Here is a 22,783-nt window from a genome sequence, read left to right as displayed (position 1 = left end):
AATTATGGTTTCTAAACCTCATGGTGGGAGACTAATTGATAGAACTAGAACTGGAAAAAGTTTAGAAAGGCTGCAAGAAGATTCAGAAAAAATGTTAAAAATAAATGTAAATGAGGGAAGGGCTTATGATATCGAAAATATTGCTCATGGAGTATATTCACCTTTAGAGGGCTTTATGGGATACAATGATTATGAATCAGTTTTAAAAAATATGAGATTAGAAAATGATATTCCATGGACAATACCAATAATTTTAGATGTTGATAATAATGATATAGCTAATATAAAAGAAGGAGATGAAGTTGTTCTTAGTTATAACAATATCAATATAGCAATATTGAGGGTAGAAGAGATATTTTCATGGGATAAGAAGGAATATGCCTATTATATATACAAAACTAAATCAGTGGAACATCCTGGGGTAGAGAAAATATATAATAGAAAAGATAAAATTATTTCTGGGCCAATAACTTTGTTAAGAGATATTCCGGAAATTTATGAGAATGTAAGATTGTTTCCAAAAGATACAAGGGTTTTATTTGACCATTTAAATATGAAAAATATAGCAGCATTTCAAACTAGGAATGCCCCTCATATGGGTCATGAATATGTAATGAAAGCTGCATTAACATTTGTTGATGGCTTATTTATAAATCCATTGTTAGGTTGGAAGAAAAAAGGAGATTTTGTAGATGATGTAATAGTTAATTCTTATAAAGCATTGCTAAACAATTATTTTCCAAAAGATAGTTATGTGTTTAGCATTTTAAGAATGGAAATGAATTATGCTGGACCTAAAGAAGCAATTCATCATGCAATAATTAGGAAAAATTTTGGTGCTACCCATATAATTATTGGAAGAGATCATGCTGGCGTTGGCGATTATTATGCTCCTTACGAATCATGGAGAATTTTTGAAGAATTTCCAGATTTAGGAATAACGCCTCTTTTCATAAGGGAGGCATTTTATTGTAAAAAATGTAAAACTATGACTAATGATAAGATCTGTCCTCACTCAGATGAAGATAGAATAAAAATTAGTGGGACTCAAATAAGAAATTTGATAATGAAGGGAGAAAGACCGTCTGAATATATAATGAGACCGGAAGTGGTTGATGTAATTTTATCATATAAAAATCCCTTTTTCTAAAAACAATTCCAATTATAATTTTTGGCTAAGACACAATATATTATTAAACTAATAAATATTGAAACTAGTAATGATTCACCTAATATTATATATTTATTTATGTAGAAATTTAAATATTCTATTTTTAAATCATTTGTTATAATTGGAGAACCTGTTGTTTTATTAAATTGTATATTTATTTTAGTTGTATTAACGTAAGTTTTTTGATATGATATATTAATTTCTTTAATAAAACCTTTTGACACTATTGGATCATTAGATAAGGTATATCCAATAGGAAGTTTGTACCCTATATCACCATTTAAGGTTCCATTAATATAAAATCCTGCTTGATAATCATTATTTCCTATCGTCATTTCTCCCGTAAACCATAATCCCTTATCGTAATGGCCTTCATAATTAAGTGTAAATGGATATGATAATCCTATCATTGTCGTATAAACGTATTTATTTTCTATTATAGTTATTAGGTAACTCCATGTTGAATAAGGTCTATAAAGAAGAGAATAGCCGTTATAATTATCAACTCCTGCACCTATGAATCCTTGATAATTATTTAATCCTATTATATATGATCTATTATTGCTATTAAATAAGAAGCCATTCGTTGTATTGTTGCTTATAGATCCAGCAAAGTATAAGCTATTATAAGCGAAAATACTATCTATGCTTATTGATGATGGAAATGAAATTACATAACTATTGTTTTTAAATAATAATACATTATTGTTATTAAATGTTATAATGAAAGTATTATTATAGAAATATAATGATGAAGGAGTTCCCAAATATGTATCTACTTGATACAATTTTATCTGATTATTGCTAAAATTAAGAAATGCAATATATGGATTTATATTATTTAATCCTGTAAAAACAATTCCATTATTTAAACAATAAATATAATTTGGTGAAGAGTGTAAGCCCAACAAATAAATAGTGTAATTGCTTCCATTAAAAATTGCTATTGAAGGAATATTATTATAATAGCCCGATAATGCAATAAAATTTTCTTTATAACTACATGCACTTATGCTATTTAACCCATTTATTTCAAATTGTTTTCTGTTAACTATAATAGTTTTTGAGTTATTACTAAAAACAATCATAGGATTTCTATATGGCTCATAATATAACATGCTCATATTAGTTTTTACTAGAACTGCTTGATCTGTTTTATTATTGATACCATAAATGGAGAACATAAATGAAGAAAGTATGAAAAAAGAAAAAATAATAGCTATTGCTAATAGCCTATTGCTTAGCATTAATTACACCGTTAATTAAAAATGCCTTTTAATTAAAATCACGGCTATCAATATTACCAAGACTACAGCAACTGACCCTCCAATGGCTTCTTTTGTCATCATATTAGAATTATTACTATTAACAACAACGCTAACATTGCTTAAATTACCTATTGTTGTTTGATTTGGTTTAACTGTTACGCCTTTTCCAATAAGTGTAACTTTTACCATATAAGCAGAATTAACTTTGCTTGCTAATTGATCAAAACCATTTTGCTCTAAAATATTTGACATGTTTCCAATTAAATAGTCTATGCCTAAGAGGTTTTCTTTAGCATTTGTTGAAGTCTTAAATGCGATTTTAGGGGTCTCAAGACTATAATTTATTATTTTATTACCATATGAAATATTTAATGATAATGAGCTTGGAGTTAAAATTTCATAATTGTTGTTTATATATTTAATAATTTCTACAGATGCGTTTAATGCATTTTTAATTATTGAAATGTTGAATTGAGAAATTTGTGGTATATTGTTTAAATTTAGATTAGAATATGAAGGAATGCTTGTTGACGTTAAATTAATATTTGTGTTTATATATAAGTTTGCTTTGAGCGTGTGATTTTCAACAATTTTATATGATGATATATATAAATACTTTGGTTTTAAATAACTATTAATCAAATTGTTAATTAGAACGCTTTCATTGTTTGCATTGTTTTGTGTAATTACTGATGAATTGAATGTTGCATTTATTTCAATGTATATAGAGTTCTTATTTATTTTTACATTATAGTAGGTTATATTTAATCCAGGTATATTTGAATAATTAAAAGAAGAGAATCCAAAAATGTTTGAAACCCCTTGTATATTAAAGTTATTTTCAAAGTTATCGTTCATATTAAACTGTTGAGAAATAAATTGCTGGTAATTATTTAATTGGTTAAATATATCATTGGAATAGTTTATAGATCCTTCCCAAACTGCATATAATGAAAGATTAATATAATATATTTTTGTAGATGGATTTGCTGTTACTATCAGATGACCATTAGATGTAGAATTAAAATATTGTGATTCATGAATTGAGGTGTAGTTTGATATCCCCATTCCTCCATTTGCATTATAATATAATTTAAATTCACTCAATGAATATTTATTATTATCAACATATTTTGATAGGTTTAATGTTAATTCTTTTGAACCACTCAAAAACAACAAATTAACGTTTAAGCTACCATATCCTTCGCTATCAACATATTTTGATCCATTAAATAGCAATGATATTGAATTAGGGTAAACTATTATGTAATTGTTTGAGGTATAATTATTTTGGAAATAATCAGCCATAGATGCTAATGGAAATGCTATAATAGATGCAACAAGCATAAATGTTGCTATCATTAATAGATATTTTTTTAACATATCCTCACCCTATATATTTATGTTAAGCGGGGTGCGTTTATACTTTTCTATATGTCCTTTTATTTATGATTTCCTTTTTCCAATTTTTTTAAACTGATTTCGTTAACCATTTATTTTTAAACAATTTTTAATAATTTAATTAAGAGCCAATATTTAAATTTGGGAAAAATATAATATTAATGGGGTGTAAAAATATGAGTTATATTCAGGGATTAGATATAGAAAGATATGATATATTCATGGATTTTAATGAAGCCAAATACGAAGGTGTTGAGAAAATAGAATTAACAACTGACAGCCAAGTAGTATTAGATGCAGTTGGCTTAAAAATAAAATACGTAAAGGCTAATGGGAAAAGTGTTGAATTTAAACAAACAGAAAATAGCTTAATAGTAAATACTGGGCCTTTCAATGGTATATTAGAAATAGGATTTGAAGGAGAAGCTGTGGAGAGGCTTGTTGGCATATATAAGGCAAATTACGATAATAAAAACTATGTTATATCAACCCAATTTGAATCAGTTCATGCTAGAAAAATGATTCCATGTGTTGATAATCCAAATTATAAAGCAGTATTCAAGTTGAAAATAAGGGTTTCAAAGGATTTAGATGTTATATCAAATATGCCTATTGAAAAGATAGAATTTGATGGCAATAAAAAGATAGTAAGCTTTTACGAAACACCAAGAATGTCAACCTATTTATTATATTTAGGTATTGGTAAATGGGAGCAATTAAGTAAAGGAAAAATAATAGTTGCTACAGTCCCAGGGAAATCCAATAATGGAGAATTTTCTATTTGGGTTGCTAAGAAGTCCATAGAATTTTATGAAAGATATTTTGAAATACCATATATGATACCAAAAATGCATCTAATTGCAGTCCCTGAATTTGCTTTTGGTGCTATGGAGAATTGGGGAGCTATTACATTTAGAGAATCAGCATTATTAGCACCAAAGGATTCAGATTTGGGTCAACTAAAAAGGGTTGCTGAAGTAGTTGCTCACGAGATAGCCCATCAATGGTTCGGAGACCTAGTAACGATGAAGTGGTGGGATGACTTATGGTTAAATGAAAGCTTTGCAACATTTATGAGCTATAAGGCTGTCGACTCTTTTATGCCAAATATGAATATGTGGGATGATTTCTTGATTAATGAGACAAGTGGAGCAATGGTTAGAGATTCTCTATCAACAACTCACCCAATTCATGTAGATGTTAAAAGTCCTGAGGAGATCGAAGGAATATTTGATGATATAAGTTATGGGAAAGGTGCAAGCATATTAAGGATGATAGAATATTTCTTAGGAGAGTCGTTTAGAAAAGGATTAAATAATTATTTAAATCATTTTAAATATAGTAATGCAAAGGCAGCTGATTTATGGGATTCATTGCAAACAACTACGTCATATCCTGTTAGATCTATAATGGATAGTTGGATTATGCAGTCCGGTTACCCCTATGTAAAGGTAGATTTTGATAAAGACCATATTATATTGGAGCAAAAGAGATTTACTTTAGCAAATAATTTGGAAGATTTGAGCTATATTATTCCTATATCGATGAACGTGAATGGGAAAAGACAAGATATTTTAATGACAGAAAAGAAGATTAGCATAAATATAGACAATTTAAGATCTCTTAAGTTAAATTTGGATAGAGCAGGATTTTATAGGGTATACTATAACATCGATAAAAATTTAATTGAAGATATGAATCCAAAAGAAAAATGGGGACTTATAAATGATTATTATAATTTCCTATTATCTGGTTTATCAAATAAGGATGAGTATTTGGAATTAATTAAAAGGAATTACAATGAAGAATCTTATTTGCCAGTTAATGAAATTTCTTCACAACTTTTCACTCTTAGTTTAATAAATAAAAAATTATTCAAAGATGTTGCCATAAGCTATAATAAAGATCAATATAATAGGCAAAATAGGAAAGTTGATCCCAATTATAAATATTTAGCAGGATTAATAGCAAGGAGGCTTTCAATACTAGATAAAGGATTTGCCCAAGAACTTTCAAATATGTTCGGAAAAGAAGTAGAACCAGATTTAAGAGAAGCTGTATATACTTCTTATGCAATAATATCTAATGATTTTGAAACTCTTAGCAAGAGATATTTATCAGAGAATCTTGATTCAGAAAAGCTAAAGTTCTTAAGATCAATGATGTTTATGTCAGACCCATCAATTGTAAAAAGATCTCTAGAATGGGCAGAAAATAATGTTAAGATACAAGATTTATTATATTTAAATAACGCTGCAATGAATGAAAATGCAAAAGACGTATGGTGGGAATGGTTTAAGTCTAAGGGTTTCAATATATTATATAAAGCATTTGAAGGCACAGCAATTTTGGGTAGGAATTTGACGTATGTGATACCAATAATTGGAATTAATAGGGAAAAAGAAGTTGAGGAATTCTTTAGCAACAGTCCACTTTCAAATGATGCTGGCATTAGATCAGGCCTTGAGTTGCTTAGAGTATATTCAAGAATTTCTAAACTCTAACATTAATTATATTTTCAATTTTTGTATATAAGATAAAGATATCATTTTCAATTTTTGTATTAAGGCTTATAATGTTTTAATATATTAATAACACGGGGATAGATTTTGGGTAGTGAATTAAAAGTAGAAGATTTAACCCGCATATCATTAATTTCTAATCCTATGATTTCAAAAAATGGATCAAAAATTATGTTTGTTGTTTCAAAAAATGATTTAAATAAAAACAGGTTAAAGAGCAATATATGGATCCATGAAAAAAATGAATATTACCCATTAACAAAAGGAGATAAAGATTTATGTCCTGCATGGTCTAATAATGATGAGCTTATATCTTTTGTAAGGGTTGGGAAAAAGAAGTTTTCTTTAAATGTCTTAAAAATTGGAAGTGAGGAATATGAATTAATTACTCATAAACAAGGAATCTCTAATGTAAAATGGTCAAAAGATAATAATAGAATAGCATTCATATCTAGGTCAACAAATAAGGATTTCATTGAATATAGCAAAAGGGAGGCGTTTGTTATAGATAATATTCCCCCATATTTTAATGGGGAAGGATACATATTTGATAGGCCATACAATCTATTTACAGTTTCATATCCAGATGGGGAATTAAATCAGATTACTAACAGTAAATTTGGTGTTTCATCTTTTGATTTTTCTCCAGATGGCGATAAAATAGCATATGTTAACTCTTATGACGAACTCAAACCATATTTGAATGAAATTAGAATTGTGAATTTGAAAAATGGAGAAGATATTAGCGTATTAAAAGATTATTCCATTTCTCAAGTTATGTGGAGTCCTAAGGAGGAAAAACTTGCTTTCTTAGGAAATAAAATGGAGAAAGGATATTCAACCCATACAAAGCTTTATCTCTTAAATTTGAAAAATAATGAAATTAAACAGATTTGGGGAGGCCTAAATAGGAATATTGAAAATTCAATAAATAGTGATGTTAGAGGTCCCTCTTGTAATGAAACTGCATACTGGGCGTTAGATAACAATATTTATTTCTTAGTCAGCGATCAAGGTAGGGTTCATATTTATTCCACTAATGAAAAAGGAGGACTTAAAGGTTTGTTAACGCCTGAAGAAGCAACAATAGATGAATTTTCCATTTCAGAAAGCGGGACTATTATTGCGTATACTCAAATGACTGATAATGAGCCAAAAGAACTTTATTTATATGATGGTTTGAAATCGAAGAAAATTACAACGTTTAATGATGAATTGGTTAAAAATCTTGCAAAATCAAAGCATCTTAAAGCTAAATCAGAGACAGGAGAAGAATTAGATTATTGGGTTTTATTACCTAAAGAAATGAAAGAAAAGAATCCATGGATATTGTATATTCATGGTGGTCCGAAAACATTCTATGGATATTCATTTAACTTTATATTCCATTATTTGGCATCATTAGGTTATGCAGTAATATATGGTAATCCACATGGAAGTGATGCATATACAGAAGAATTTGCTGATATAAGAGGAAAATATGGTACAATAGATTATTCAGATTTAATGAACATTGTTGATAATGCATTGAAGCAATACAAGAACTTAGATCCAGATAAGGGAGCAGTAGCTGGAGGAAGTTATGGAGGTTTTATGACAAATTGGATTATTACCAAAACTAATAGATTTAAGGCTGCAATTACAGAAAGAAGTTGTTCAAATTGGTTTAGCTTTTATGGAGCAAGCGATATAGGATGGCATTTCGCATCAGATCAACTTGATTTAAAATATCCATGGACAGATTTTGATAAGTTTAAAGAAAAAAGCCCATTATTTTATGCAGACAAAATAGAAACCCCTCTTTTAATAATGCATGCATTAGAAGATTACAGATGTCCATATGAACAGGCATTGCAACTATTTACCGCATTAAAGAATTTAGGAGTAGAAACAAGGCTTGCATTATTTCCAGGAGAAAATCATGATTTAACAAGAAGTGGTAAACCAAAAACAAGGATAAAATATATGGAAATTATGGCAGATTGGCTTAAAAGGCATATAAGCTAATTAATTTTAAGAAGTATATATTAATGGTGCTCTGTATGCTAAAAGATGAAGACTTGAAAAGAGCAGAGAAGTTTTGTAAGGATGAGATAAATACATATGTATTATATAAAGCTATTTCTGAAAATAGTAAAGATATACAAATCAAAAATCATCTTCTAAACTTATCAAAACAAGAACTTGAACATTATAATTTTTGGAAGGAAATTGTTGGACATGAATGTAAACCAGATATAAAACCAGGTTTCGTGTTTAAGCTATTATATAGGTTATTTGGTCCAATTTTTACTCTTCAAATTATAGAAGGAAATGAGTCTAGTACTATAGAAGATTATGAAGACTTCTTAAATAAATTGGATGATGAAAATCAAAGGAAAATATTACAAAAAATAATAAATGATGAACAAGAGCATGAAAAACAGATAATATATGATATTAAAGATTTAAGAGTTAAGTATTTGAGTTATGTAGCATTAGGGTTAGCTGATGCAATAGTAGAGGTATCAGGTGTTCATGCAGGTTTCTTAGGGGCTACAGATAAAACATTGATAGCAGGTATCGCTGGATTAGTTGTTGGTTTTTCTGCGGCATTATCAATGGCTGGAGCTGCCTATTTACAGGCAAAACAAGAAAAGAGTGTTAGAGCATCTTATGGAGCCACTGTGACAGGATTTACATATTTGATAACGGTTTTTGTTTTAGCATTACCTTATCTACTAATAAGAAATATAATAGACGCCTTTTCAATATCTCTAATATTAGCTACAGCTATGATAAGCTCTTTTACATATTATAGTTCTGTCGTTCATGCACAGCATTTTTCAAAAGAAATTATAGAAAGCTTATTGATGCTATTCTTAACAGCAATAGCCGGTTTCTTCTTTGGTGATATAATAGGAAAAATTTTTGGAATAAGGGCCTTAATTGGATAATTTTTATTATAATTTTTTGCTAAGAATTTTAATTTCATACTAAACCTTTAAAAGATTTGATCTTATTAAATAATTGTGAACATAATGGATTTGATCTTAATTATATCAATTATACTTATAGCATCGATTCACATGATAGCCCCGGACCATTGGATGCCATTAACTGTGTTATCTATTAAAAGGAGCTATAGTTTAGGCAATATAGTCTTTATTTCAGCCCTAATAGGATTTCTGCATTCATTTATTTCAATTATTATTAGCCTCTTAATTTTATATCTAGGCTTAAGTTTATTAAATTTTACTGATTTAAAATATTTTTCTTTAGCATTAATATTCATTGTCTGTATTTATTTTTTAGTTGGATTATTTAAAGAAAGAAAAGAAAGCAATACTTTAGAAAATTCTTCGCTTATGGTTAGCATTTTGCCTGACCCGGCAATAATACCTTTTATAATTAACTCTTCTATTTTAGGAATGAACTTCCTTATATTCTCAATAATATTGTTTATATCAATTAGCTCATTAGCTCTAGCCTTTATATCAGTTTTAGTTAATAGAGGAATTATAAAAGCTCTTTCAAAGCTTAAACCATATTATGCAGATTATTTAATAATTATTATATTAATTATTACAGCAATATACATTTTATTTGAATAATTTATTTAATAATTATTATATTATGTTGGGATATATAAGATAAAAGATCTCCACAATTCATTATAAATCAGCCTTAGCGCTTGGTTAATCTATCTTGTAACGAATGAAATTCTTACCATTTAGGGCTTGGAAGAAATCAGTGGGAGGAAAAATAAATATCTCTTTTTTATTTGTTTAGAAAGTTTTAAAACAGTTATGTATCCTAATTAATTTTATGGTTACCCTTATTACTATTCTATGATATTTGATTAAAAAAGGGAATAGGTTATCATTTTATTAACTTTGTATTATAAATAATTAAATGGTGATACATTTGGAAAAAATTAAAAAGAACGTTATTATTAAAATAGAATTACCTGAGGAAGACTATAAAATATTATCAAAAATTGCCAAATCTAAGGGATATACATTAACAAATGACTACATAAGAGAAATAATTATTGATGCGGCAGAGAGAAAAGAAAACATGCAAATAAATAAAGAATCCCTAGATCAATTATCTAGGAAAATTGAAAAAACAGTTCAAGATTTGTTAAATCCATTTACTCAAAAAATAGATGAATTGTCTTCAAGAATTGCAGATTTAATAGAAAGCTTAGAAGAAGTAAAAGAGGAAAAAGAAGTAAAAGAGGAAAAGCCATTACTTAAAGAGTCTAAAGAAGAAGAGAAAGGTAAAAAGAAAACTGCTGTTGAAATACTAAGAGAACAAGGTGTGATATTTTCTGATGATGTTCGATGGTTAAGAAATCCTGATGCATATTTTAAAAAGCTTGAAAGCAGCGGTGCTTTAGTATTATATTTTGATAATGAAAGAATAGCTTTAGATAAGGAATATTGGAATAGATTTAAAGCAAAGCTTGAATCAATTGCGATAAGAGATGCTAAAGAAGTTGAGGAATTAATAATATCTGAATTCGGAGAGAACGGGGGAAAATTATTTAATATTTTAATTAAGAAAGGTTTGGTTTACTATGATGAGAGTTTAAATGCTTGGACTACTAATAAATAGGTATAATGGCTTTATTAATTATTATAATAATTTTGTATGATATTAAAATTTCAATATATTGCTAAAGAGTGTTGTTATTTGTTTTAAGATAGTTTTTAAGGCTATAAGATCTTTCTCATGATTGAATAACTTGTTTATTTGATATAATCAATTTAATAACTATAAATTAAATGCATTTCTAATACATTCTCAACAACTTTCTATAATATAGATTTAAAAATTTTTAAAAGAATCAATAAATGGGTAATATGATTGAGAATTAGGGAATTAATTGATTTTATGTCAGATTTAACATTAAAAACAGGATATCCTGTACCTGTACCAAAAGACTTTGCATATAAATGGGCTACAAATTTAAATTTTAGCAGAAAAGGGAAAAAGATTCTTTATACTGGAGCTTTATATCAATTAATTCCTTATATTGAAGCATTATCAATATATTTAAAGGCTATGGAATCTAGCGATGAAGGTGCATATTTAGCATTAAGATTTACCAGAAATATTCCTGGATCATTAATAAATTCTATTATTAAGCCTGAGCCTAGCTTAATAGAATGGTCAAATAGAGTTTTGTTAAACATAGCAAATTTATTATTAAAAAGTAAAATAGAGTTTTCATATCTTTATGATAAAGATGTTTACAGTGGAGTTCTTCTTTATGATATGGGTGCTGAAGAGAAATTTGAAATACACGCAAAAAATGTGTTTAATATATTAAAGGAGTCTGGGGCAGAAGAAATTATAACAGTTGATCCTCATACAACATTTATTTTGAAAAACATTTATCCTAAATATATAAAGGAGTTTAACTTTGATGTAAAGAGCTATTTAGAATTAATAAATAATGAAGGTGAAATTAAAAAAGATGGAGAAACAATAACTATACATGATTCATGTATATATGCAAGAGGGTTGTCAATAATTGAACGACCAAGATCATTATTATCAAATAAAGGGTTTATAATAAAAGAAGCTAATAGAAATAAAAAATTAACGTCTTGCTGCGGAGGTCCTGTGGAAGCAATTTTTCCTTCATTAAGCAATGCAATAGCAAGAAACAGAGTTAAGGAGTTAAGTAGTGTATCTAATGAAATTGTTACTATGTGCCCTATTTGTTATATAAATCTCAAAAAAGTTTCAAAGGATTATAATTCAACCATTTATGATATTTCAGAATTATTGCTTAGGTGATAATGATGGATTATCTTGAAAAAACTATATTAAATATATCAGAGATTTTAAAAGATTCTGATTTTAGAGAGGCTTTAGAATCTAGTGTACCCATGTCTGAAAAAAGAGTATTAGATTTTTTGAATAATCATGATGATATCGTAAAATTAGCTAAAGAAGTAGAAAACATAAAAAATGAAGTTTTATCAAATATAGACTATTATATTGATATGGTATTCAAATCATTAAAGTCAATAAATGGTAATCCATATTATGCAAACACAAAGGATGACGTCTTAAATATTATTGATAAAATAGTTGGAGAAAAGAAAAGAATTATTTTATCTAAAAGCATGGTAGCTGAGGAAGTAGGCGTTAGAGAACATTTATCAGCATTAGGAAAAGATGTTTGGGAAACTGATTTGGGTCAGCTATTAATTCAACTTGAAAATGGAAAGCCAATGCATGCTATAGCCCCAGCAATACATATGACAGTAAAAGATGTAATTAAATTAGTAAAGGATAGATTAAATATAGAATTAAGAGGAGATGAAACTCCTCAACAAATTGTTGCCAAAATAAGGCCATTTCTAAGGGAGAAATTTGTTAATGCTCAAATTGGAATTAGCGGGGCAAATGCTATTGCAGCAGATTCAGGCTCGATATTTTTGATAGAAAACGAAGGTAATATTAGACTTGTTACTACTCTACCTCCTGTACATATAGCAATTGCCGGCATTGAAAAAATTGTACCTACTCTTATTGATGCATTTAAAGTTGTATTAGTTCAATCATCTTATGCTGGGTTATATCCTCCAACATATGTAAGTATGATATCTGGTCCAAGCTCAACAGGGGATATTGGGCATAGAAGGGTTTATGGAGCTCATGGTCCACTAGAATTACATTTGATACTATTGGATAATGGAAGAAAAGATGCAATAAAAAATGAGTTCCTAAAAGATCAATTAAGATGCGTTAGATGTGGAAATTGCCAAATATTTTGTCCTGTATGGGATATAACTGCAAATAAATGGGGAGGTAAAGTATATGGAGGTCCCATGGGTGTGGGATGGACTGCAATAACAGAAGGCATTGAAAAAGGAGCTGAGCTTTCACAGCTTTGTCTAGGATGCATGAGATGCGATTTAGCTTGCCCAGTAGAAATACCTTTATCTTCATTAATCCATAATTTGAAAAAAATTTATGTTAGATCCAAATAAACTATAATAACTTTTAATGAAAATGTTATAATAGGGATCAAACTGCCTGCGTGAATTAGCCCCGCGTCACGGGGTCATGTGTGCGCAGGAGATCCCCTTCTAAGGTGAAAAGATGTATATAATATTATTGGGAACTGCAGGAGCTGGAAAGAGTACATTAGCAGGAGAGCTAAGATCTGTTATGGAAGAAACAGGAGGAAATGTTGCAATAGTAAATTTTGATCCAGCTGCAGAAAAGCTTCCTTACGATCCAGATGTTGATGTTAGAAATTATGTAAACATAGAAGATTTTTTAGATAAGGGTTTGGGTCCTAACGGTTCATTGGTGAGTGCAGTCGATTCATTAATTAATTATACAGATAAGATTAGAAATGAAATTGATAAGTTTAAACCAGATTTTACAATTATTGATACCCCAGGACAACTTGAATTATTTTCATACAGGGTAGGAGGGCCTTTAGTTTTAAATTCGTTAATATATAATGATAAGGCAGTTGTTATTTTCTTAATGGATTCAATATTTTTTGATAATCCGGCAAATATGGTTTCAATATTAACATTGGCAAGTTCTGTTAATACAAGGTTTAAGAAACCTCAAATAAATGTAATTAGTAAATCTGATTTATTAAGTGAAGAAGTTGTTAATGAAATAATTCCAAGGCTTCATGAAGAAGGGTATCTGGAATCATTGCTAAGGGATTTTAAAGAACTAGATGGTTATACTTTAAGTTTATCTTTAAGCCTAGCAAGAGCTTTATATGAAGCTGGCTATTTTGGTCATATACTTCCGGTTTCAATATTTAATGAATTAAGTCTAAGGAATCTTTATGGGCAAATCCAAGACATATTAACTGAAGGAGAAGATTATAAGGTTTATGATAACGAATAAATTTATAAATTTTTAGTTTTTAATTAGTTGTGGGAAATTAGATGGTAAGAAGAAGTTTATCCGTAATAGGAGCGGGAGTTATTGGAAGTGCTATAATTAGATCTTTGATTAGTTCTGGAAATGATTGGAAAATAATTGCGACAGCTAAGAGCGAAGAATCTTTAAATAAAATTAAAAAACTTGGTGTTGAGGCAACAAGGGATAATATAAGTGCTGTTAAAAATTCAGATATAATACTTTTGTCAATAAAACCTTCACAACTTATTCCTTTGTCTGATGAAATTAATCAATTTGTAAAGGGAAAGTTGATAATTTCTGTCGTGGCAGCATCACCTATAAAATGGCTTAGTAAGAAATTTTTGGGAGCAAAAATAGTTAGAGCAATGCCTAACATAAATTCTGAAACTTCATCTAGCTTTACTGTTTTATCAACAAATGATAATATTGATGAAGATTCTAAAAAATTAGTAGAGGAAATTTTTTCAACCATTGGTTATTATGAATGGATAGATGAAAAGTATATGAATGCTTTAACAGCATTAAGCGGGAGTGCCCCTGCTTTTTTAGCAGAGATAATTGATTCTTTGGCATTAGGAGGGATTGCTGCAGGATTACCAAGGGATTTAGCTTATAGAGCTGTATTATATACAATGAAAGGAACAGCAAAAACGCTTTTAGAAAAAGGATGGTCACCCCATTATTTGAGAGACTTAGTTATAACTCCAGCAGGTACGACTATTAGGGGGATCATGGTATTACAAGGAAATGGTTTAAAAAGGACAATAATGGAGGCTGTATTAGAGGCTCAAAAGAAAGCTGATGAAATAGAAAACTATTTATTTAATATGTAAAAATTATTATGATTTTTTAAAATATTTATGAATATTATCTTTCTTAAAAATAAGGGATAGATTTTTATTTAATCTATATAACATAGAGAATTGGAGAAAGGGTGCAAATAATGGCAATTGATAGCTTATCAAAAATTACGCTTATTGAAGTGTTGCAAAATATGGCTCAAGATATACAAAATGTTACAGCAATATTGCTAACTAATATTCGTGAAAATTCTAACGTAGAGTATATAGAGAAATTTTATAGACAAGAATTAATGTCAACAAAAGACAAAATTTCAAGAAACAAAGACAGGATATTTGATTATCTAGCAAGCGGCAGATTAGAGTTAATTTCTTATAAGGAGTTTTATATAAATACAGCACTTCAATTAGAATGTTCAATTAGTAAATTAGAGGCAGGAATTTACAGGTTATTGCTATCATATAGTATAGAGAAAGGAGTTGATAGCGATATATATAAAGCAATAGAAGGTCTGATAGGAGAAATATATAATTCTTCTCAATCATTAGTGGATCTTTTAAGATCTATATCAACAGGAACCAAAGGAAATTCAGAAAAAAGAAAAATGATAGAAGAAAGATTTAACAAAATAAGTGATTCTGAAGAAAAAGGAGACATGATATATAGAGAAGGGCTTGCAAAAGTTCTAATGAAATATTCAGATAAACCATCAAGGTTAATATCATTTAAAGAGACCATAGAATATCTAGAGGATTGCTTAGATTGTTTGTTTAATTCTGCAGTTTATATAAAACTAATTGGTTTTAGTGGGCTTTCATAATGGTAATAAGAGCTGATATATTAAATGGAGTAGTAATAATAAAGGATTTAAATAATTCAAGGAAAATATATTTTTTAGGATATTTTGGAAAACCTATAAATGCTGAAAAGGTAAAGGTGGAAACCGATATAACTTCACCTCTTATTTTGAATTCTTTTGAAGCATTGTATTTAATGGAAAAGGGGGTTATAGATTTATTTTATAATGATAAAAGAGTTAATGATATTAATGAGGCCAAAAAAATTTTAAAAATTAATTCAAAAAAAGAAAGGCAATATGAGATATATAAAGAATTGAGAGATAATGGTCTAAAAGTAAGATCAGGTCTTAAATATGGATCTGATTTTGTTGCATATCGATTAGGTCCAGGTATAGAACATGCACCTTTTATAATTCATTATTATGATATAAATGAAAATTTTGATCCCATAGAGTTAGTAAGAGCCGGTAGACTAAGTCATAGTGTTAAAAAAGATTTCATAATTTCATCGCTAAAAGACAATGGAAAATCTTTATACATAATATTTAAATGGTTTAAACCATAAATATATATAGTGGTAAACCGAAGTTTGGATTAATTTAATGAGGTGCAAGTATTGGTATCAAATACACCTGGACCAGTTAAGCAAGGTCATGATCAAGGTAGCCATATAGCAAAAAGTGATAATATGCAACAAAGTAGGGAATTAAAGCCAAGACCTATTGGAGATAAATGTAATCCTCTATGTCCATTCTTTAGGTGTGGTCAAAAAGCATTGAGATTCACCACAGATCATTATAGAGGTAGACCAATAAAGGTAGCATTGTGTAATTGGATTGGAGATAGATGTATTGGTGCATCTTGTAGATATGCATATTGTGAGAAAAAGGCAATGCTACCCGATGGAAGATGCTCATTTGCCGTTGAAAATCAACCCAAGAAAATGAAATCATTTGAAGAGGAATTAAATGAAGAAAACGAGATAGATTTACCTCAAGGTTATAAAGGTCTTCCAAAGAAGAAGATTTAATCCCATCTCTTATATAAGTTATTTGGTATATTTAAAGAATCCAAAATTTTTCCTACCATAAAGTTTATCAAGTCCTCTATATTGTTTTTATTTGAGTAAAAACCTGGTGATAAAGGCATTATTATGCCCCCATAATGAGCAATTCTTAATAAATTCCTTAATTCTGCAATGCCCAAAGGAGTTTCTCTAAATGCAACAACTAAAGGTCTTCTTAGCCTCAAATGAGCTAAAGCTGCTCTCGAGATTAACGTAGATTCAATTCCATTGGCTATTAGCCCAATTGTTTTCATACTTGCAGGGCATATAACCATGCACTTAGATATATTGCTAGAGCTTGCTAGTGGGGAATTAAAGTCATTTTCATCGTAAATATTTGCATATTGTTTTAAAATATTTATAAAACTATTTTTTTCTATACCTTCTTCGGCTTTAGCAACTTCTATTGAAGAATTCGAATAAATAATTCCTTTTATGCTAATATTCGATTGCTTTAATACTTCTATTAATCTTAATCCATATTTAATACCGCTTGCTCCTGTTAATGCAACGCTAATATCATCGCATTCCATTTAATCCATCTCCATATATGCTTTTTATTTTCAATTATATATATAATTATGAGGTGTTAAATTTGAGTAAATATGAAGGAACTAGTTATTCTAATGTTGGAATTAAAGTTAGGCTAAGCAGAATCCTTAAAAATGATAGGGCCGTTATATTTGCATTTGATCATGGTTTAGAGCATGGTCCTAGGGATTTTATGGAAGATAGATATATGGCAAAAACTATTTTAGAAAAAGTTGTTAATGCTGGAGTAGATGCAATGATGTTACTACCTGGTATGGCAAGGTTAACTTATGATATTTGGAAGAATAAAGTAGCATTAATTATAAAATTAACTGGAAAGAGCGATATAAGACCGCAGGATAAGCATTATTTACAATCTTCATTAGGTAGTGTTGAACAAGCAATATCATTAGGCGCTGATGCTGTTGCGGCAACAGTTTACTGGGGAAGCGATTATGAAGATGAAATGATTTCACATTGGTATGAAATAAAGGAATCAGCGACCTATTATGGTATGCCGGTATTGCAGCTTGCCTATCCAAGAGGATCAGCAATAAAAAACAGGTATGATCCAGAAATTGTTATGTATGGGGCAAGAGCAGCAGCTGAAACAGGTGCTGATTTGATAAAGACATATTATACTGGAAATAAAGAAACATTTGCAAAAGTTGTTGAAATGGCTCAAGGATTACCGGTAGTAATGAGTGGAGGGGCTGTTAGAGATAAGCCAATTGAATTTCTAGAAGATGTTTATAATGTAATTCAAGCTGGAGGTAGTGGGGTAGCTGTTGGAAGAAATGTGTTTAGAAGCAATAATATAGAGGGCATGGTAAGGGCAGTAATGAAAGTAGTTCATGAAAATGCCTTACCAGAAGAGGCAGTAAAAGAACTTGAAAAATGACTTTATTAAATAATTGAAATCTATATTTTTAAGTTTTAAATATTACTAGTTTGTTGAAAGGGTGCAAATAAATGTCAGATTCAAAAACTATTGATATCACATCAATTGGACACGCATTGATGGATATGAGATTTATGGTAGAAAAATTTGCAGAACCTGATGAGGAGGCTGATATACTAGAACAATCTACAGGACCAGGGGGATCCGCAGTTAATGTTTCTTTAAATGTAAGAAAATTAGGAGGGACATCAGCTATAATAACAAAAGTTGGCCTAGACACATTTGGAAGATCTATAGTTGAGGATCTAATGAAATCAAAGGTGGATATATCTGGTTTAAAGATATGCTTTGGAGAAACAGGATTTTCAATAGTTATAATAGATCAACAAGGAAATATTTCTATATATGGATTTAAGGGGTGTGCTGAAAAGCTCGAGCCTAAAGAAATAGATAGTGAAACGATATCAAAGTCTAAGATTATACATATAGCAAGTTTGAGACCAGATACTTCTATTAGAGCTGCCGTAGTCGCTAAAGAAAATGATACCTTAGTCTCTTGGGATCCAGGGAGGAGGTTGAGCCTTAGAGGATTGAAAGAACTAAGAGGTTTAATAAAGTTAGTTGATATAATATTGTTAAACGAGCAGGAGTGTAAAAACTTAACAGGTATAGATAATCCAGAAAAATGCAGTCAATTATTAAAATCAATAGGACCTGAAAATGTTATTGTCAAAATGGGACCCAAAGGATTATATGCTAATACAAATGATTTTGTAGGATATATGCCTGCATTTAGAGTTAAGGAAGTTAGGGATTCAACGGGTAGTGGGGATGCATTTGCAGCAGCATATTTGCTTAGTTTAACTAGAGGGATAAAAACCGTTGATGCATTAGAATTTGCACAAGCAGTAGCTGCTCTAAAAGTTACTAAACTAGGAGCTAATGCTATACCGACTCAAGAAGAGGCATTGGAATTTCTTAAGCAACAGAAAAAATTAGTTAATGATGAAGCTCATACAGGAACAAATTCATAAGTTAAATAACCTTCAGGCTCCCTTTTCGTTATTTCTAGTTTTACCTTCATTCCTATTCTAAGCTTTTTAGGATCAGTTTCCCTAACCCATGCTAATACTTGAACTCCATTAGATAATTTTGCTATACCTACGGTATAATCATTATAATGAGAAAAGCTGAAGGGCTTTGTTGTTATAATTGTGTATGTAATTAATTCTCCATCTTTAGGTAATTCAACCCACTCTACTTCACTTCCAGGAGACGATGGACAATCTACTTGAGGAGGAAACAGTATTTCTCCAGTCTTTACGCATTTTGTTGCTAATAGCTTTCCTTCAGATAATGATTCGAAGAATTTTCTTGTTTTTTCAATGCTTACCATAAATTTAAGATTTAATTCTCTTTGATCATACCAAATAGCAACATTTGTTTTTGGATCAACTATCATTGGTACTCCAATACTAGACTTCATATTATTTGCAAACGCTTCCAATTGTTTTAATGATTCAATCGCTTCTTCTTTCTGAGATTTAGGCATAATGATCACCTTAATCTTTAGGCTTATCCAAGCCTAGAATTGTTACGTATGCATAATGCCCAGTTCCACCTACATTATGTGAAATTGCCCTTCCATTTTTTATCGTTGCTTGTCTTCCTTTATCTGCTTTGTTTAATAGCTGTTTTGTTAATTCAACAACCATACTTTCTCCAGTAGCGCCTATAGGATGGCCCTTAGCTTTTAATCCACCGCTAAGATTAACAGGTATTAGGCCCCCTATGTATGTCTGTCCCTCTTTAGCTAGCTTATAACCTTCACCTCTTTTAACAAATCCTAAGTCCTCATAAGCCATTATTTCAGCAATTGTAAAACAATCATGGACTTCAGCTGCATCAAAATATTTTGCTGTATTTTCAGTTTCTAATCCTGCTTTTTTATAAGCCATTTTTGCAGCTAATTGAGCAGCCTCTAAACCGGTGAAGTCATTCCTTTTAGATAAGTTTGCACTTCCAGAGGCAGCACCTATAGAATGAATCCAAACTGGGGAATCAGTGATTTTCTTTGCTACATCTTCGCTTGCCAAAATTACTGCAGCGCTTCCATCAGTTATTGGCGATGAATCAAAGAGCTTTAATGGCCATGCAATGTATCTGCTATTCATACATGTTGGCATATCAATTTTTCTTTGGAATTGCGCCTTTGGATTCATACTAGCATAATAATGATTCTTTATAGCAACTTGGCATAAATCCTCTTCACTAGCTCCATATTTCGACATATATGCTGTTGCATATAATGCGTAATATCCAGGGAATGTTAAACCAAAGTTCTCAAATTCCCAGAAATAATTTCCAGCTCTACCGATAAATTCAACTACTGTAGGTGTGGGACTTTCGTTCATTTTTTCTACTCCAATAGCCATTGCAATGTCTGCTTGTCCAGATGAAACAGCATTATAGGCATTAAAAACTGCAGAACTTCCACTTGCACAGGCTGCCTCTACTCTATGTAAAGGCTTTCCGGTTAAACCTGCATATTCAGAAACTACTACCGCAGGTAAAGGCTCTCCGCTCCAACCACCTACGTTTGATACTGATATGTATTGTATATCCTTTGGCTCTAAATTGGAACTTTCAAAGGCCTGTTTTATTGATTCCCAAGCAAGTTCTGCGATATTTACATCATTTCTAACTCCAAATTTAGAATGTCCAATTCCTACAATAGCAACTTTTCTTCCCACTTTATACACCTCTGTATTAAAGATGCAAGAAAGAGTATAAATTCTTCTTATTGATGAATTAATTATAATCTTATATAAGAAACTTTTAACCTTTAATAAAAAGGCTATATAAATGTATTAAATAAATTTTTATTAATATGTTAAAGATATAACAATAATTATGTCTTATGCATGTATAAAAATTGGGTGGGGGAATGTCTCTAGATGAAATGAGAGTAAGTCTTGAAAGAATATATGAAAAAGCAAAAGATAAGGTACCTGAAATAAAATCATGGAACAAAGCTTATCAATTTGTAGTAGAAGGAGAGGGGGAATTTTACGTTGAAATATCAAATGGTAAAATAAATATAGCAAGTGGTAGACATCCTAATCCAATAGCTACACTAACTGCTAAACCTGACGTAATGAAGAAAATAATAACTGGAGAATTGGATTCAATGAAGGCATTTATGACAAGACAATTAAAAATAACTGGAAATGTTTTGGATACAGTTAATTTAAAAAGAGTTATAGATGCAGGTTTGGGAAAAGATTAATTTAATTTAATCAAGTTATTTTTATCAACTCTGTATGTTATGAATCCTTTTTGAACTCTTTTAACTATAGAATTATATAAGTTTAGTGAATTTATTATGCTAGATGAATATCCATCAATTAATAGGAAATGAGAAGGCATACCTTCCTTTATAATTTTTGGATTAACACCAACTGCCTTATAACCATTTATATATAGGGATTTTAATATTTCTTTAGCAATTTCTTCCCCCTTAATTTGGTTTAATCTCAAATAAAGTAAAAGTTGATAAGCTTCTCTATATACATCTGGTATAAACCATGAAGCGTTATCAGTTCCAATTGCAAATTTTATATTATATTTTAAAGATAAATCAATGGGAGGGAATTTTTTCCCATGCCATAAATTGCTTGATGGACAGAAAATTAAATATACATTTTTATTTTTTAAAATTTCAAAATCATCATTTCTCAAATATAACCCATGAATTAATGCATTAAAATCTGATTTCATAGCAATTTCAAAATCATTATTATTTCTAGTTTCTTCATCTTCTGCAATATGTGTCATAGACGGTTTAAATTTTCTAGATAATTCAATAACATAATTTTCATCATAATCTATTGGACTTGAAATGCCTAAACCGTCACAATTATTTGGAAAATCGTTACCTGGTCTTCCCAATACAATAATATCCATATCCTTAATATCCTTTGAAGCTTCTTTAGATGCTTTGCACCCAATGCCTCCCCCTTCTCTAAAATCTACAACTAATCCAAGGCCTAGGCTATAGGCAGTTCTATAAAACGAAGATATTCCAGAAACCAATTTATTATAACTTAATGAGTTTAATAATTTATGTTTTAACCCATCTGGGTAAGAAACCAATTCATGCAAATTTTTGTCTATGCCATATTCTGGAAAACTATTATCTGCGCTATGAACATGAGCATTTGCTGGTTGAGGTATTGCAATTATATTATCATTTCCAATGTAATTATTACAAGTACTCCCCTTACCGATAGATTCTATAATACCTTCATCATTTATTTCAATGCATACATCTTTTATTATTTCTAAATCTTCATTTATTAAAGCTATACCTGCCTTAATTTGCATTATTAAACCCCTAATTTTTATTGATCTATATTTT

The 22,783-nt window shown here is 29.7% G+C and carries 22 protein-coding genes; 16 read left to right on the top strand and 6 right to left on the bottom strand.

The genetic code is table 11. From position 1 onward, the window contains the following. Positions 1-4: 4 nt before the first annotated feature. Complete coding sequence (gene sat, locus CALAG_RS05150; protein WP_015232676.1) at positions 5-1,150, top strand: sulfate adenylyltransferase; 1,146 nt, start codon at positions 5-7, stop codon at positions 1,148-1,150. Here the strand turns inward: sat and CALAG_RS05145 are convergent. Together CALAG_RS05145 and CALAG_RS05140 are read right to left on the bottom strand one after the other, a co-directional pair. Next, positions 1,147-2,418 carry a hypothetical protein gene (locus tag CALAG_RS05145; protein WP_015232675.1) on the bottom strand — a complete coding sequence of 424 codons (1,272 nt, stop codon included), beginning with the start codon at positions 2,416-2,418 and terminating at the stop codon, positions 1,147-1,149. The two genes, sat and CALAG_RS05145, sit on opposite strands and share 4 nt — an antisense overlap. Positions 2,419-2,433: 15 nt before the next feature. Beyond that, on the bottom strand, positions 2,434-3,822 hold the full coding sequence (locus CALAG_RS05140) for a hypothetical protein (RefSeq protein ID WP_015232674.1): 1,389 nt from the start codon (positions 3,820-3,822) through the stop codon (positions 2,434-2,436). 194 nt (positions 3,823-4,016) lie between these two features. Between CALAG_RS05140 and CALAG_RS05135 the strand changes: the two genes are divergently transcribed. The 12 genes from CALAG_RS05135 (at position 4,017) to CALAG_RS05080 (ending at position 16,895) form a co-directional block, all read left to right on the top strand. Further along, on the top strand, positions 4,017-6,344 hold the full coding sequence (locus CALAG_RS05135; protein ID WP_015232673.1) for a M1 family metallopeptidase: 2,328 nt from the start codon (positions 4,017-4,019) through the stop codon (positions 6,342-6,344). 105 nt (positions 6,345-6,449) lie between these two features. Beyond that, positions 6,450-8,369 (top strand): alpha/beta hydrolase family protein, encoded by a 1,920-nt coding sequence (locus CALAG_RS05130; protein WP_015232672.1) that lies wholly within the window; start codon positions 6,450-6,452, stop codon positions 8,367-8,369. Between the two features lie 35 nt (positions 8,370-8,404). After that, a complete protein-coding gene (locus CALAG_RS05125) occupies positions 8,405-9,298 on the top strand; it encodes a VIT1/CCC1 transporter family protein (protein ID WP_048816775.1) in 894 nt (297 codons plus the stop codon). Positions 9,299-9,382: 84 nt separating this feature from the next. After that, complete coding sequence (locus CALAG_RS05120; RefSeq protein WP_048816774.1) at positions 9,383-9,955, top strand: hypothetical protein; 573 nt, start codon at positions 9,383-9,385, stop codon at positions 9,953-9,955. A gap of 313 nt (positions 9,956-10,268) precedes the next feature. Further along, positions 10,269-10,964 (top strand): hypothetical protein, encoded by a 696-nt coding sequence (locus CALAG_RS05115; RefSeq protein WP_048816773.1) that lies wholly within the window; start codon positions 10,269-10,271, stop codon positions 10,962-10,964. Positions 10,965-11,216: 252 nt separating this feature from the next. Beyond that, positions 11,217-12,155: a heterodisulfide reductase-related iron-sulfur binding cluster gene (locus tag CALAG_RS05110; RefSeq protein WP_015232668.1), complete on the top strand. Its 939-nt coding sequence runs from the start codon at positions 11,217-11,219 to the stop codon at positions 12,153-12,155. Between the two features lie 5 nt (positions 12,156-12,160). Then, positions 12,161-13,357 (top strand): lactate utilization protein B, encoded by a 1,197-nt coding sequence (locus CALAG_RS05105; protein ID WP_245529222.1) that lies wholly within the window; start codon positions 12,161-12,163, stop codon positions 13,355-13,357. 112 nt (positions 13,358-13,469) lie between these two features. Then, positions 13,470-14,246, top strand: a complete 777-nt coding sequence (locus CALAG_RS05100) for an ATP/GTP-binding protein (RefSeq protein WP_015232666.1) — start codon at positions 13,470-13,472, stop codon at positions 14,244-14,246. Positions 14,247-14,287: 41 nt separating this feature from the next. After that, positions 14,288-15,097 carry a pyrroline-5-carboxylate reductase gene (gene proC, locus CALAG_RS05095; RefSeq protein ID WP_015232665.1) on the top strand — a complete coding sequence of 270 codons (810 nt, stop codon included), beginning with the start codon at positions 14,288-14,290 and terminating at the stop codon, positions 15,095-15,097. Between the two features lie 110 nt (positions 15,098-15,207). Further along, a complete protein-coding gene (locus CALAG_RS05090; protein ID WP_048816772.1) occupies positions 15,208-15,885 on the top strand; it encodes a hypothetical protein in 678 nt (225 codons plus the stop codon). Then, positions 15,885-16,430 carry a tRNA-intron lyase gene (gene endA, locus CALAG_RS05085; RefSeq protein ID WP_015232663.1) on the top strand — a complete coding sequence of 182 codons (546 nt, stop codon included), beginning with the start codon at positions 15,885-15,887 and terminating at the stop codon, positions 16,428-16,430. Before CALAG_RS05090 ends, endA begins: the two co-directional genes overlap by 1 nt. Before the next feature lie 51 nt (positions 16,431-16,481). Further along, positions 16,482-16,895, top strand: a complete 414-nt coding sequence (locus CALAG_RS05080) for a hypothetical protein (RefSeq protein WP_015232662.1) — start codon at positions 16,482-16,484, stop codon at positions 16,893-16,895. On the opposite strand, the gene CALAG_RS05075 is transcribed toward CALAG_RS05080, so the two are convergent. Beyond that, positions 16,892-17,464 carry a UbiX family flavin prenyltransferase gene (locus tag CALAG_RS05075; RefSeq protein WP_015232661.1) on the bottom strand — a complete coding sequence of 191 codons (573 nt, stop codon included), beginning with the start codon at positions 17,462-17,464 and terminating at the stop codon, positions 16,892-16,894. The genes CALAG_RS05080 and CALAG_RS05075 overlap by 4 nt on opposite strands. Before the next feature lie 62 nt (positions 17,465-17,526). On the opposite strand from CALAG_RS05075, the gene fba reads away from it, so the two are divergent. After that, positions 17,527-18,363: a class I fructose-bisphosphate aldolase gene (gene fba, locus CALAG_RS05070; RefSeq protein ID WP_015232660.1), complete on the top strand. Its 837-nt coding sequence runs from the start codon at positions 17,527-17,529 to the stop codon at positions 18,361-18,363. 71 nt (positions 18,364-18,434) lie between these two features. Then, the gene (locus CALAG_RS05065) at positions 18,435-19,397 is read left to right on the top strand and encodes a carbohydrate kinase family protein (protein ID WP_015232659.1); all 963 of its coding nucleotides are present in this window, start codon (positions 18,435-18,437) and stop codon (positions 19,395-19,397) included. Here the strand turns inward: CALAG_RS05065 and CALAG_RS05060 are convergent. Further along, the gene (locus tag CALAG_RS05060; RefSeq protein WP_015232658.1) at positions 19,376-19,915 is read right to left on the bottom strand and encodes a Zn-ribbon domain-containing OB-fold protein; all 540 of its coding nucleotides are present in this window, start codon (positions 19,913-19,915) and stop codon (positions 19,376-19,378) included. The genes CALAG_RS05065 and CALAG_RS05060 overlap by 22 nt on opposite strands. 10 nt (positions 19,916-19,925) lie before the next feature. Further along, entirely contained in the window at positions 19,926-21,116 is a 1,191-nt protein-coding gene (locus tag CALAG_RS05055) for a thiolase domain-containing protein (protein ID WP_015232657.1), read from the bottom strand. 194 nt (positions 21,117-21,310) lie between these two features. Between CALAG_RS05055 and CALAG_RS05050 the strand changes: the two genes are divergently transcribed. After that, complete coding sequence (locus CALAG_RS05050; protein ID WP_015232656.1) at positions 21,311-21,652, top strand: SCP2 sterol-binding domain-containing protein; 342 nt, start codon at positions 21,311-21,313, stop codon at positions 21,650-21,652. Here CALAG_RS05050 and CALAG_RS05045 read toward each other — a convergent pair. Further along, entirely contained in the window at positions 21,649-22,749 is a 1,101-nt protein-coding gene (locus CALAG_RS05045; protein ID WP_015232655.1) for an amidohydrolase family protein, read from the bottom strand. The genes CALAG_RS05050 and CALAG_RS05045 overlap by 4 nt on opposite strands. Between the last annotated feature and the right edge of the window lie 34 nt (positions 22,750-22,783).

This window comes from Caldisphaera lagunensis DSM 15908, from assembly GCF_000317795.1.
Classification (GTDB): Archaea; Thermoproteota; Thermoprotei_A; order Sulfolobales; family Acidilobaceae; genus Caldisphaera; species Caldisphaera lagunensis.
This window is presented reverse-complemented; position numbering and strand designations above follow the sequence as displayed.